We start from the raw sequence: 13,134 nt of genomic DNA, 5'->3' as shown, positions 1-13,134 counted from the left end.
TGAAGGAAGCACGGCCAATCAAAGAGCTGGATCATCCCATCGTTCTCGTGAAACGATGAGATGATCTATCGGCCTTGGGCGGGACGGCACCGGCGATACCGCCAGCGTCGCGCGACGATGGTCGCCAGTCCGGTGGCCTATGCCACCTTCTTGCCTGCGAGCGTCTGCTTGTCGTAGCCGGCGACCTTCTTGTAGCTGTTCGTGATCGCGGCAAGCTCGGCCGGGTCGATGACATCCTCGATCCGGTCGAACGGCTTGTCACCGCTTCTGAGATAGACTTCGCGCAGGATCGCGTCGGGCGGCGTGGTCCGGTTGGTGCGCACGACATTCGCCGTCGCGCCGAGCCGCTGGTCCTCATAGATCTTGAGCGCCGTTTCGATGTCGTCATGCCCGGCGATCGCGTCGGCCAAGGCGCGTGCGTCGAGGATTGCCTGGCCGGCGCCGTTCGAGCCGCGCGGATACATCGGATGGGCCGCATCGCCGAGCAATGTCAGCCGACCAAAGCTCCAGCGATCGAGCGGGTCCTTGTCGACCATCGGATATTCGAGGATCGAATCCGCCGCGCGGATCATTGCGGGCACGTCGAGGAAATCGAAATGCCAGTCTTCGAAATAGCTGATGAAGTCCTCGGTCCGGCCCTGCTTGTTCCAGTCCTGGCGATCATGCTTCGGCGTCTCGACCTCGGCGACCCAGTTGATGAGCTGGTTGCCCTCGGCGTCGATATTGTTGCGGATCGGGTAGATGACCATCTTGCCATGCGTCAGCCAGCCCGCGCGAACATAGCTCGCGCCGGTCAGATACGGCTTCCAGCGGGTGACGCCGCGCCACATGTTGACGCCGGAATAGATCGGGCCGCCATCATTCGGGTGCAGTTGCTTGCGGATCACCGAATGGATGCCGTCGCAGCCGATGATCGCCGACCCCTCGACGATTTCGGTCGGCCCGTCCGGTCCGCCGATGGCGAAGGTCGCGGTCGCCTTGCCATTCCCTTGGTCGACGCGCAGGCAGCGGCGGCCGGTGATCACGCGATCCGCCCCGGCTTCGGCGATATAGGCCTTGTAGAGGATCTGCTGCAGGTCGCCGCGATGGATCTGGAATTGCGGCCATTCATAGCCGGCATAGGTGCCGACGGGCTCTTTGTATACAAACTGCCCGAAGCGGTTGAAGAAGCAGGATTCCTGCGCCGTGATCGCGACCTCTGCGAGCGCGTCCTTGAGGCCCAGTTCGCAGAGTTCCCGGCTCGCATGCGGCAGGACGCTGATGCCGACGCCGATCGGCCTGATTTCCGAGGCGCTCTCGTAAACCCTTGTTGAAATGCCCTTTCGCTGCAGCATGAGGGCAAGCGTCAGGCCGCCTATGCCCGCGCCGACGATGATGACATCCATGGCCTGCTCCATCCGAAAGCGAGAGATCCTGAAGGCGATTAGCAACCAGCGGCGGCCGCGTGTCAATAAAAAGGAGGTATACTGATGGAATTTTGTATACCGAAAATGCGACGGCCGCGTTAGGCTGCGTTCCGGCGGCATCAGGGCCGCCATCCTTCATGCAAGATCCTCGCCCAATCCCACAGGAGACAGAAGCGTGACTGCAGTTTTCGACCGTGTCGTGATCGTAACAGGCGCCGCGAGCGGCATCGGGGCGGCGACTGCCCGCGCCCTGGCTGGTGCCGACACGGCCCTGCTGCTCCATACGCGCAAGAACGGCGCGGGGCTGGAGACAGTCGCCGAGGCGTGTCGCGCGCTCGGCTCGCCGGTGGAAATCGCGCTCGGTGACCTCGGCGATGCCGACGTGCCGGTGGCGATCGTCGAGGCCGCGCGCTCGCATTTCGGCCGCGTCGACCAGATCGTCTCAAATGCGGGGCAGGCCGCCCGCTCACGCTTCGGCGAATTGTCGCCTGACGATCTGCAGGCCGCGTTCAATTCGATGCCGATCGCCTTCCTGCGCATGGTGACGGCCGCGCTTCCCGATATCGAGGCCTCGTCATGGGGCAGGATCGTCGCCGTCAGCTCCTTCGTGGCGCATATCTTCGGCACGGCCGGACTGAATTTCCCCGCGACCTCGGCCGCGAAGGCCGCCCTCGAGGCGCTGGTCAAGTCGCTCGCCGTGCAACTCGGCCCGGTCGGCGCGACGGCCAATGCCGTGGTTCCGGGCTTCACGCGCAAGCAGGGTGGCGGCCATCTCGCGGCGACCACGGACTCGCTGAAGACGGCGGCATCCGTGACGCCGACCGGCCGTCTGACCGAGCCGGCGGATGTCGCCGCGACGATAGCCTTCCTGCTGTCGCGCGGTGCCGGCCAGATCACGGGGCAGGCGGTCCACGTCAATGGCGGGCTGACGCTGCCCTGATCGTTCAGGCGCCGAAGCGCGCCGGGCTGAAGCCCTCGATGGCCACGGGCGGTGTTTCGTTCGCGATCAGCGCGGCGACGATCCGTCCGGTGATCGGGCCATTGGCGAAGCCGATATGGCCATGGCCGAAGGCGAAGACGAGCCGGCGATGGCGAGGCGCGAGGCCGATCACCGGCAGCCCGTCGGGCGTCGATGGCCGGCTGCCCATCCAGGGCGTCTCGTCAAGCATCGAGCCGAGCGCGATCGTGCCGGCGGCGTCGCGCGTCACGGCCTCGATCTGGCGGTAGTTCGGCGGATCGTCCGGCCGGGCCAGTTCCACACCGGAAAGCAGCCGCACGGTGCCGTTCATCGGCGACATGACATAGCCGCCGGCCGCATCATGGATCGGCCGGCGCAGTTCCACGCCCTCGCCGAGGCGGAAATGGCGGTGATAGCCACGCTCGGCGGCCAGTGGGATGCGGTAGCCGAGCGTCCGTGCGAGCGTGCCCGACCACGCTCCGGCCGCGAGCACGGCAAAGCGCGCTTCGATCGTTCGCTCGCAGCCATACACGGTGACGCCGTCGTCGCGCGGCACGATTCGATCGGCCTTGGCATCAATGAAGCGACCGCCGCGCGCCGTCACGGCCTTGCGGTAATATTGGACCAGCGTGCCGGGGCTCTCGACGGAGCCGCTGTCGCTGAAGAAGAGGCCGTGCGTGAAGCGCCGCGCCAGGCAGGGCTCGAGCGCATCGATATCGGCGGCGGTCAATGGTTCGGCGGCAATCCCATATTGCGCCAGCACGCTGCGCTCGATCGCGCTGCCCGAAAAGGCAGCCTCGCTGCGATAGAGCCGCATCCAGCCATTACGCCGGATCAGATGGCGCGCGCCGACGAGATCCGCGAGCGCGATGTGGCTCTCGAAGGATTTGGAGACCAGCGCATCGAATAGCGCCGCGCTCCGGCGCCAGGCCGTATCGTTCGCGGCGAGGAGGAATTTCTCGACCCAGGGCATCAGCGCCGGCAGCGAGCGCAGCCGCGCCCGAACCGCAATGTCGCGGCCGAGCGCATAGCGTATCAGCCGCTTGCGGACATCGGGGCTCGCGACGGGGAAGATCGAGTTCCGGCTCAGCACGCCGGCATTGCCGAAGGAGGCCCGGCGGCGCTCGTCGCCCGGATCGAGCAGCATCACCTTCAGTCCGCGTTCCTGCAGGTGGAGAGCGGAGGAAAGTCCGACTATGCCCGCACCTACGATGATGACGTCGGTGTGTTCTGTCATTGATCCGATGAGGCCAGCGAAGAGATGCGCAATGATCGACAGCGCCCGGGGGCGGAGACTTAGCGCAGATCGCGACGCAACGGAATCCCTCGATCGATCACGCTTTGACGATCAATGCGGCGTCATATCTGTTCGATGTCGCCGGTTTCGGATTGGGCGAGCGTGAGCGGATAGCGCTCGGGGTGATGCGCCAGCATCGTCATGTTGACGGGGCGGTTGCGTCCGTCGAAGGCGATCTGGTCCACGGTCAGGACAGCAGCCGGCGGAACGAGATCAAGCAGGTCGGCCTCGCGCTCGGTCACGAGCCGGGCGCTGAGCGTGGTTTGTCCGCGCACGGGGCGGATATGGAAGCGCTCTCGGAGCTCGGCATAGAGCGAGCGGTTATCGGACGTCCAGTCGAGGTCGATCAGGCCGGGCACCCGCGCGGCAGAGAGCCAGTCGGTCTGGATCACGACCGGAACGTCGTCGAGCAAGCGCAGGCGCGACAGTACGAACACCTCGGCGCCGGGCGGCAGGAACAGCGGGCGCGTAATTTCGAGCGGTGCCCGGTAGATGCGGGCGTCGAGCAGGCGCTGGCCGGGCCGGCGGTTATTGGCGAGCGCGGTATTGGTGAAGCTCTTGAGCAGGTGCAATTCGAAGCCCTGATGGCCTTCGACGACATAGAAGCCCTTGCCCGGCTGGCTCTGCAGGAAGCCCTGCTGCACGAGATCGCGCATCGCGTGGCGGATGGTGATCCGGCTTACTCCGAATATATCCACAAGTTCGCGTTCCGACGGCAACTTGCCGCTGCGGGGAAGCCGGCCCTCCTCGATCGCCGCGAGTATGGCGCCATGCACCTGGCGATGAAGCGGCCTCGGATCTTCGCGGCTGATGCTGCCATGCGCCACGGCGGCTGCATTCTCGTCGGAGGCGGCAGTCTCCAAATCCGTGCTCCCCATCGGTCCCATATCGTCCCCTGTATCATGCCCCGGCTTCGCTGGCCGGCCTCCTCACGGACATGATGTCACGAAAGACGGCTTATTGACATGACTGGATATATCCAGTGGTAATAGCCCATCGGACAGGCGCCACAAGAGCGCCGTCCCATCCAATGACGGCAGCGTCATATCCAGAGAACGAGGGGAATAAGCGAATGTCGATAAAGTCGATCGCGCTCGGCGCGACCATGTTCTTGACGATGATGGCCGGCGCGGCTCAGGCCGAGTCGATCTCCGTGTTCTGCGGAGCCACTGATTACGATCTCTGTGTCAAGGCGGCCGATGCCTGGAAGGCGAAGACCGGCAACGAGGCCAAGATCAACAAGATGCCGGCGCTGCTGGATGACGCGATCCCGCTCTATCAGCAGCTCCTCGCCGCCAAGTCGCCCGATGTCGACGTGCTCTTCCTCGACGTCATCTGGCTCGGCATGTTCAAGAACAACCTGCTCGATCTCAAGGGCAAGATTCCGCAGGCCGATATCGACGCGCATTTCAAGTCGACCGTCGGCGCGGGCGAGATCAATGGCGAGCTGATCGCCATGCCGGCCTATATGGATGTCGGGCTGATGTTCTACCGGAAGGATCTTCTGGAGAAGTACGGCAAGCCCGAGCCGAAGACCTGGGACGAACTGGCGGCAACCGCCAAGGAGATCCAGGACAAGGAACGCGCCGCCGGCAATGGCGACATGTGGGGCTACACCTGGCAGGCCAAGAGCTATGAGGGCCTGACCTGCGATGCGATCGAGCTGATCGCCTCGAACGGTGGCGGCACCATCATTTCCGATGACGGCAAGGTCACGATCGACAATCCCGAAGCCGCCGAGGCGATCACGCGCGCCAAGGGCTGGATCGGCACGATCACGCCGGAAGGCGTGCTGAACTATGACGAAGAGGCCTCCCGTGCGGTCTTCGAGGCCGGCAATTCGGTCTTCCACCGCAACTGGCCCTATGTCTGGGGCACCTCGCAGACCGCTGGCGGCAAGATCGTCGGCAAGGTCGGCATGATGCCGCTTCCGGTCGGCAAGGAAGGCCAGAAGTCGAGCGGCTGCCTCGGCCCGATGTATTTCGGCGCCTCGAAATATACGACGCATCCCGAGCTCTCGGCCGAGTTCATCGCCTTCATCACCGGCCCGGAAATGCAGAAGATGCGCGCCGTCGAGGGTGCCTATAGCCCCTCCATCTCCGCGCTCTATTCCGATCCCGACGTGCTGGCCAAGCTGCCCTTCCTGAAGGACACCGCACCGGCCTTCGCCGACAGCGCCGCGCGCCCCTCGGGCTATACCGGCACGAGCTATAACCGCGTCTCGCAGGCCTTCTACCGCGCCGTGCACGACATGCTCTCGGGCGAAGCCGACGTGAAGGCGGACCTGACGAGCCTCGCCGCCAAGCTCGAGAAGCTCAAGGAAAGCCGCTGATCGGTTCGCCCCTTCCTTCTCCCTCCCCCTTGTGGGGAGGGGCCGGGGAGGGGCACCGACGCTGCCTGTTGAGGCGTCGCGATACTAAGTCTATCCGGAGGGACCGAGGCGGTACCCCTCCCTAGCCCTCCCCACAAAGGGGAGGGAAATCGGGCATTGCGGGCCGAACCATTGGCGCGTGCCTGTTTCCGCTGTTCCGGGACGATTGCTTTCCCCGAACGGCCGCTTCTTCCCAATCGAAGACCGGGAACCAAATGGCATCGGTTACGCTCAAATCCGTCTCGAAGAGCTACGGCACCAATGCCGTCATTCGCGGCGTCGACCTTGATATCAAGGATGGTGAATTCGTCGTCTTCGTCGGCCCCTCCGGCTGCGGCAAGTCGACCCTGCTGCGCCTCGTCGCCGGGCTGATCCCGGTTTCGAGCGGCGTGGTGGCGATCGATGGCGAGGACGTCACCGACGTCCCGGCCTCCAAACGCGGCATCGCCTTCGTCTTCCAGTCCTATGCGCTCTATCCGCATATGAGCGTCGCGCGGAATATCGGCTTTGCGCTCGAGACACTCGGCATTGGCCGCGACGCGATCCGCACCAAGGTGCGCGACGTCGCGAAGATGCTGAAGGTCGATCACCTGCTCGATCGCCGTCCGCGCGAACTTTCCGGTGGCCAGCGCCAGCGTGTCGCCATCGGCCGCGCGCTCGTGCGCAAGCCCGATGTCTTCCTGTTCGACGAGCCGCTTTCCAACCTCGATTCCGACCTGCGCATGGAGATGCGCGTCGAGATCGCCAAGCTCCATGCCGATATCGGCACCACCATGATCTATGTGACGCATGACCAGGCCGAGGCGATGACGCTGGCCGACCGGATCGTCGTGCTCAATCATGGCCTGATCGAACAGGTCGGCACGCCGCAGGAACTCTATCACACGCCCGACAGCCGCTTCGTCGCCGGCTTCATCGGCAGCCCGCGTATGAACTTCGCGCCCGTCAGCGTCGAGGGCGCCGGCGAGACCAAGCATCTCTCGGGTCCCGGCGGCTTCGCGATCGACCTTGCCTTCAGCGGTCAGGGTGCCGGCGCCGCCTCGATCGGCGTGCGCCCGGAAGCGATCGCGATCACGGGCGAAGGCGAGGGACGGCTTTCCGGCCTGCTCGAACGCATCGAGGATCTCGGCCACGAGCATTTCGCCTATGCGCGCCTTGCCGATGATTCCGTCTGGGTCGTGCGCGTCGCCGGCCGCCCGCCGCTCGAACTGAAGGGTCGCATGGTCGGTCTCGCCTTCCGCGATGCCGACCTGTTCGTCTTCGACGGCGATGGCCGCCGGCTCGATCATCACGAGAGTCATGAGCGGGCCAGCGCGGCGCAGTTCCGTGAGGCACGGCGATGAGCACGCGCCTCGCTCGCCGCGAGCACCGCGCCGCATGGCTGTTCCTGACGCCGCTGGCGCTGGTCATGCTGCTCGTGGCGGTCTGGCCGCTCAGCCGGACGGTCTTCTTCGCGTTCACCAACGCCTATCTCGACGACCCGACCAATTATTCCATGGTCGGCATCGATAATTTCATCGAAGTGCTCACCGATAGCGGCTGGTGGCATGTCGTTCGCAACACGCTGGTCTTCACCTCGATCTCGGTCGCGATCGAGACCGTGCTGGGCCTCGCCATTGCGCTGCTGATCAATGAGGCGATCCCTGGCCGCGGGCTGGTGCGCGCCGCGATCCTGGTGCCATGGGCGATCCCCGTCGTGGTCGCGACCAAGATCTGGGACTGGATGCTGAACGACCAGTTCGGCGTCATCAATGCGCTGATCGTCGGTCTAGGCCTCTCCGACCATGGCATCGCCTGGACGGCAAACAGTTCGCTGATCATGGGCGTCGTGATCTTCATCGATGTCTGGATGACGACACCCTTCATGGTGCTGCTCATTCTCGCCGGCCTGCAATTGCTGCCGGGCGAGATCTTTGAAGCCGCCCATGTTGACGGCATTCCGGCCTGGAAGCGCTTCTGGTCGATCACGCTGCCGCTGCTCACGCCGGCGATCGGCGTCGCCGTGCTCTTCCGCGCGCTCGATGCGCTGCGCATGTTCGATCTCGCCTATGTGCTTTCGGCCAGCAACGAGAACATCATGACGGTCTCGATCTATGCTCGCGATCGGCTGATCAGCTATCAGGAGCTCGGTGTCGGCTCGGCCGCCGCGAGCTGCGTCTTCCTGCTGGTCGCCTTCGTCGCCATCCTGATCATCGGCGTGCTGCGCCTCGATCGTTCCGCGGGAGCCGCATGATGGCCGATGTCGCAATTCGCAGCGCCACGACGCGCCGGCGTTCCTCGGCCAGCTACCGATTCTGGCGCCGTGTGCGCCAGGGCTTTCTCGGCCTCGCCGTTCTCGTCGTGCTGGTCTATGTGCTCTTTCCCTATTACTGGGCGATCGTCTCCTCGACCAAGCAGGGCGCCGAACTCTACCAGAACGCCTTTGTTCCGGCGCTGAACTTCACCTATTACCGTTCGCTGTTCGAGAACCCCGTCTTCCTCGGCTCGCTCGTCAATTCGACCTTCGTTGCGGTGTCGACCACGGCGATCTCGCTCATCCTCGGCCTGTCCGCCGCCTATGCGCTCGGTCGCATCGATTTTCCGCAGCGCCGTTTCGTGCTGATGGCGATCCTGATGATCTCCATCTTCCCGCAGGTCGTGGTGCTCTCCGGCATGTTCGAGCTGATCAACTGGCTCGGCCTCTACAATCGGCCGAGCGCGCTGGTCGTGACCTACCTGCTGGCGACGGTGCCGTTCACGACGTGGATCCTGACCACCTTCATCCGCGAGTTTCCGCGCGAGCTGGAGGAGGCGGCGATCATCGATGGCTGCTCGCATTTCCGCATCCTGATGAAGATCCTGCTGCCGCTGATGGGGCCGTCATTGGCCAGCACCGGCATCCTTGCCTTCATCCTGTCGTGGAACGAGTTCCTCTTCGCGCTGACCTTCATCCTGACGGACGCCAACCGCACCGTTCCAGTCGCGATCGGGCTTCTCGGCGGCAGCAGCCGCTATGAATACCCCTTCGGGCAGATCATGGCGGCGTCGGTCACCGTCACGCTGCCGCTCATCATTCTCGTGCTGATCTTCCAGCGCCGGATCGTGTCGGGCCTGACGGCCGGCGCAATCAAGGGCTGACGGCAGACGCCTCTCCAACAAGGGTTCGATCATGGTCGACATGCTCGTCAAGCTTTACGACTTGAAGCCCGATCCGGCGCTCGACAAGCGCATGGCGGATCAGGGCTTCGTCATCCGCCGCGTCCTGCCGCCCGAGCTGCGCGCGCTGACGGCCTGGATCGGGCCGCGCTTCGGCGAGGGCTGGGTGAGCGAGGCGACCGTCGCCGTCGCCCATCAGCCGGCCTCCTGCTTCATCGCCGTCAGGGACGGACAGATCGCCGGCTTCGCCTGCTATGACGCGACCGCGCGCGGCTTTTTCGGCCCGACCGGCGTGGACGAGTCGATGCGCGGCAAGGGCGTCGGCCATGCGCTTCTGCTCGCGACGCTGCTCGACCTGCGCAATCAGGGTTATGGCTACGGCATTATCGGCGGCGCCGGACCGACCGATTTCTATGCCCGCAGCATCGGCGCGATCCCGATCGAGGGTTCGATCCCGGGCATCTATGCCAACATGCTGCCGATTGCCTCGCCGGACGGCGTGTCGGAATCGCGGAGCTGACGGGCCGCGCTCAGCGGATCACCAGCACCGGCAGCGTCGTGCCGAGCAGAACCTTGGAAGCCTGGCTGCCGAGGATCATGCGTTGAAGGCCACGGCGGCCGTGCGAGGCCATGACGATCAGGTCGCAGCCGCGCACCATGGCGGTGTCGATGATCGCCTCGGCCGGGTTCGCCGTGCTGATCTTGACGCCGGCGCAGGAGACGCCGAGCGCGAAGGCCTTGGCCGCCACCGCGCTCAGGATTTCCGTCGCGTTCTCATCCAGCGTCGCGCGGTCGATCGGGTCGACATCGCCGGCTAACTCCAGTGGCGGTCGGGTCGCGGTCACGGCGGTGACATTGGCGTGGAGCGCCGCAGCGAGCGCCAGTCCGCTGTCGACGCCCTTGTCGGCGAGTTCCGAGCCGTCGGTCGCGATCAGTATGTGCTTGTACATGGGCCGTCTCCTCGCCGATTTGGATTAGAATAGCGCGCGCGAGGGGCGATGGCTTGCGCCAGATCAAGCGCGATCCGCGTTGATCAGCCGGCCGTCTGCGCCAGCTGTTCCGCCCAGACGGCCCATGAGGCGCCGAGATGATCGCGCATCGCCGCCTCCGCCTGGTCGGGGTCTTTCCGGCTGACGGCCGCGAAGATCGCGGCATGGCCTTCATAGGCGGCGGTCTCGGTCTGTTCGTTGCGCACGAGCCGTGCCCAGCGATCCATGAGCCAGCTCACAAGCGCGCTGTGGACCGAATCGAAGACCGGGTTGCCGGCGACGGCGAAGAGGATGCGGTGGAAGACGATGTCGCTGGCGTCGAAGCCCTGCCGGTCACCGATCGCGCGGCGGTTCTGCGCCAGCGCCTCCTCGAGCGCGCGCAATTGATCCGCGTTGATGTACTGCGCGGCATGACGGGCCATCGCCGCCTCGATGAAGACGCGGGCATCGAAGAGATCCTTCAGGCTCTTCCGGTCGTCGATGATCATGCTGACCACGCCGTCCAGTGTGGTCATGACATTGTCGACGCTCGGCTGCCGGACGCGGGCGCGCCGGCCTGACTCGGTGACGATCAGCCCCTTGTTCTGCAACGACAGGAAGGCTTCGCGCACGGCGGGGCGGCCAGTGTTGAAGGCCGCCATGATATCGCGCTCCGAGGGCAGGCTGTCGCCCGGCTTCAGCTGGCCGGAACGAATGAGCGCCTCGAGCCGGCTCGCGACCAGCTCGTGCAGTTTCGGGCGGTGAATGGGTCCTGGCGCGAGATCCAGCGGTCGCGCGGGGGCCTGCTCGTTCTTACCGCCTGATGGCATGCGACGTTCCTCCGGCCTGTCGGTCTTCGTCTTTCACGCGTCTGCGCTTGTCACTTTATGGCATAAGTGATTACGTGCTGTCAGGCTGTTATGCCAGTTTGAGTGTCGGGAGGAATCGAGAATGGCTGAGGCAGAATTGTCGAAGCTTGGTCATGACGTGCGCGGCCGCGCCTCGGCCGAAACCCTGTCCGCGTTCGTCGAGAGCGTTCTGCGTGCCGCAGGAACCGAGACCGGACATGCCCGCTCGGTGGCGTCGGCTCTGACCGAGGCGTCGTTGCGCGGTGTCGACAGCCATGGCGTCCGCCTTGCCGTTCACTACGCCAAGGTGGTGCGCACGGGCCGCATCAATCCGAACCCGCAGCTCAAGGTCGATCGCACAGGACCCGGAACCGCGATCCTCGACGCCGATAATGGCTTTGGCCATCATGCGAGCTTCGCCGCGATCGACGAGGGCGTAGCGCTCGCTGCCGAGACCGGCATCGCGGCCGTGTCGGTGATCAACTCCTCGCATTTCGGCGCTGCCGGCTGCTATTCGCTGCGCGCCGCCGCCTCCGGCTATGTCGGTTTCGCCTTCGCCAATTCCGATTCCTTCGTGCTCGCCCATGACAGCGTCGAGCCGTTTCACGGCACCAATCCGATCAGCTTCGCCGCGCCGGTCGCTGGCGAGCGGCCCTTCCTGCTCGACATGGCGACGAGCACGGTGCCGTGGAACCGCGTCCAGGACATGATGGCCAAGGGTCTCACCCTGCCCAACGACGTCGCGGTCGATTCGAGCGGCGCCATCACGCGCCAGCCGGCCGAGGCGGCGGCGCTGTTGCCGATCGGCGGGCTGCATTTCGGCTTCAAGGGTGCGGCGCTGGCCTCGATGCTCGAGATCCTGAGCGCCGTCATGACCGGGAGCCCGCATTGCACGGAACTGCTCGGCATGGTCGGCCCCGACTGGTCGACGCCGCGCCGTCTCGGCCATTTCTTCATCGTGATCGATCCCGCCCGCTTCGTGCCGCGCCCGCTCTACGATGCCGCCATGGCGGCCTATCTCGCGGATATCCGTGCCGCGCGGGCTCGGCCGGGCACCAGCGTCATGGCGCCGGGCGACCGCGAATGGAAGGTCGAGCGGGAGCGCTCGGCGAATGGCATTCCGGTTGCGGAGGCGCTTGCCATCGCATTCGACAATCTCGCGGCCGAACTCGCCGTTCCGCCGCTCGCCTATCTCTGAGCTGCATCTGGGGAGGACAAGAACATGGCGGAACTCGCCGGAAAGGTCGCGCTCGTCACCGGCGGCGCGACAGGAATAGGCCTCGGCGCCGCGAGGGCGCTTGCGGCCGAGGGCGCGGCGCTGGTCCTGTTCGGGCCGGATGTCGGCGCGCTCGAACGGGCGGCGGCCGATCTCGTCGCCATCGGCGCGACGGTGCGGACCGTGCAGGGCGATGTCGCCTCCGGCCCGTCCGTGGCCGGGCTGGTCGACACGATCGAGTGCGCTTTCGGCCGCCTCGACATCATCGTCAACAGCGCCGCGATCCAGCCCTATGGCACGGTCGAGACCATGGCCGAGGCCGATTGGGACCGTGTGCTCGCGGTCAATCTCAAGGGCATCTACCTGACGGGCCATTACGGCATTCCCCTGATGCGGGCGGGTGGCGGTGGCGCGATCGTCAATGTCGCCTCCGTGCAGGGCATCGCCTGCCAGACCAATGTCGCCGCCTATGTCGCGTCCAAGGGCGCCGCGCTGGCGCTGACCCGCGCTATGGCGCTCGACCATGCCAAGCACGGCATTCGCGTCAATGCGGTCTGCCCCGGCTCGATCGACACGCCGATGCTGCGCTTCGCGGCCTCCGAGAATCTCGGCCCCGGCGAGACCGAGGACGATGTGATCGCCAAATGGGGCGCGGCGCATCCGATCGGCCGCGTCGGCACGACGGATGATGTCGGCGCCATGATCGCCTTCCTGGCCGGGCCCCGGGCGGCGTTCTGCACCGGTGGCGAATATAAGGTCGATGGCGGTCTTCTCGCCAAGATCGGCGTTGTTCTTCCCGATTGATGGATTGATGGCCGGCCCATACGTCACCTGGCGTATTTATCCGAACTATAGGCTATGTAATGCCTGCCTGGGCCGAGTCGGGATGGACATTTTTGTTTTTCTCGTCATAAACCGGGCCAGTCGAAGGACTA

General features: G+C 65.3%; 13 protein-coding genes. 8 read left to right on the top strand and 5 right to left on the bottom strand.

The genetic code is table 11. From position 1 onward, the window contains the following. Nucleotides 1-137: 137 nt before the first annotated feature. Nucleotides 138-1,385: a flavin-dependent oxidoreductase gene (locus QO014_RS18090; protein ID WP_266350139.1), complete on the bottom strand. Its 1,248-nt coding sequence runs from the start codon at nt 1,383-1,385 to the stop codon at nt 138-140. Between the two features lie 196 nt (nt 1,386-1,581). On the opposite strand from QO014_RS18090, the gene QO014_RS18085 reads away from it, so the two are divergent. Next, nucleotides 1,582-2,346 carry an SDR family NAD(P)-dependent oxidoreductase gene (locus QO014_RS18085; RefSeq protein ID WP_266350138.1) on the top strand — a complete coding sequence of 255 codons (765 nt, stop codon included), beginning with the start codon at nt 1,582-1,584 and terminating at the stop codon, nt 2,344-2,346. A gap of 4 nt (nt 2,347-2,350) precedes the next feature. Here the strand turns inward: QO014_RS18085 and QO014_RS18080 are convergent, their stop codons facing one another. Both QO014_RS18080 and QO014_RS18075 read right to left on the bottom strand, forming a co-directional pair. Beyond that, nucleotides 2,351-3,601, bottom strand: a complete 1,251-nt coding sequence (locus tag QO014_RS18080) for an NAD(P)/FAD-dependent oxidoreductase (RefSeq protein WP_266350137.1) — start codon at nt 3,599-3,601, stop codon at nt 2,351-2,353. A gap of 122 nt (nt 3,602-3,723) precedes the next feature. Further along, complete coding sequence (locus QO014_RS18075; protein ID WP_266350136.1) at nt 3,724-4,524, bottom strand: GntR family transcriptional regulator; 801 nt, start codon at nt 4,522-4,524, stop codon at nt 3,724-3,726. 209 nt (nt 4,525-4,733) lie between these two features. On the opposite strand from QO014_RS18075, the gene QO014_RS18070 reads away from it, so the two are divergent. The 5 genes from QO014_RS18070 to QO014_RS18050 all read left to right on the top strand — a co-directional run bounded on the left by QO014_RS18070 (nt 4,734) and on the right by QO014_RS18050 (nt 9,687). Beyond that, complete coding sequence (locus QO014_RS18070) at nt 4,734-5,993, top strand: ABC transporter substrate-binding protein (RefSeq protein WP_266350135.1); 1,260 nt, start codon at nt 4,734-4,736, stop codon at nt 5,991-5,993. A 254-nt stretch (nt 5,994-6,247) separates the two neighbouring features. After that, the gene (locus QO014_RS18065; protein WP_266350134.1) at nt 6,248-7,375 is read left to right on the top strand and encodes an ABC transporter ATP-binding protein; all 1,128 of its coding nucleotides are present in this window, start codon (nt 6,248-6,250) and stop codon (nt 7,373-7,375) included. Further along, on the top strand, nt 7,372-8,265 hold the full coding sequence (locus tag QO014_RS18060) for a carbohydrate ABC transporter permease (RefSeq protein WP_266350133.1): 894 nt from the start codon (nt 7,372-7,374) through the stop codon (nt 8,263-8,265). The genes QO014_RS18065 and QO014_RS18060 overlap by 4 nt, the downstream gene beginning before the upstream one ends. Beyond that, complete coding sequence (locus QO014_RS18055; RefSeq protein ID WP_370877170.1) at nt 8,262-9,149, top strand: carbohydrate ABC transporter permease; 888 nt, start codon at nt 8,262-8,264, stop codon at nt 9,147-9,149. The genes QO014_RS18060 and QO014_RS18055 overlap by 4 nt, the downstream gene beginning before the upstream one ends. Before the next feature lie 31 nt (nt 9,150-9,180). After that, nucleotides 9,181-9,687, top strand: coding sequence for a GNAT family N-acetyltransferase (locus tag QO014_RS18050; RefSeq protein WP_266350132.1), 507 nt, complete (start codon nt 9,181-9,183; stop codon nt 9,685-9,687). Nucleotides 9,688-9,697: 10 nt separating this feature from the next. On the opposite strand, the gene QO014_RS18045 is transcribed toward QO014_RS18050, so the two are convergent. Then, a complete protein-coding gene (locus QO014_RS18045; protein ID WP_266350131.1) occupies nt 9,698-10,117 on the bottom strand; it encodes a universal stress protein in 420 nt (139 codons plus the stop codon). Nucleotides 10,118-10,200: 83 nt separating this feature from the next. Further along, complete coding sequence (locus tag QO014_RS18040) at nt 10,201-10,965, bottom strand: FCD domain-containing protein (RefSeq protein WP_266350130.1); 765 nt, start codon at nt 10,963-10,965, stop codon at nt 10,201-10,203. Nucleotides 10,966-11,086: 121 nt separating this feature from the next. On the opposite strand from QO014_RS18040, the gene QO014_RS18035 reads away from it, so the two are divergent. Both QO014_RS18035 and QO014_RS18030 read left to right on the top strand, forming a co-directional pair. Next, the gene (locus QO014_RS18035) at nt 11,087-12,181 is read left to right on the top strand and encodes an Ldh family oxidoreductase (protein ID WP_266350129.1); all 1,095 of its coding nucleotides are present in this window, start codon (nt 11,087-11,089) and stop codon (nt 12,179-12,181) included. A gap of 24 nt (nt 12,182-12,205) precedes the next feature. Then, a complete protein-coding gene (locus tag QO014_RS18030; protein WP_266350128.1) occupies nt 12,206-13,003 on the top strand; it encodes an SDR family NAD(P)-dependent oxidoreductase in 798 nt (265 codons plus the stop codon). Nucleotides 13,004-13,134: the final 131 nt, after the last annotated feature.

It is taken from the genome of Kaistia dalseonensis (genome assembly GCF_030814715.1).
Classification (GTDB): Bacteria; Pseudomonadota; Alphaproteobacteria; order Rhizobiales; family Kaistiaceae; genus Kaistia; species Kaistia dalseonensis.
Note: the sequence above shows the minus strand (reverse complement) of the source record. Positions and strands in the feature narration are given on the sequence as shown.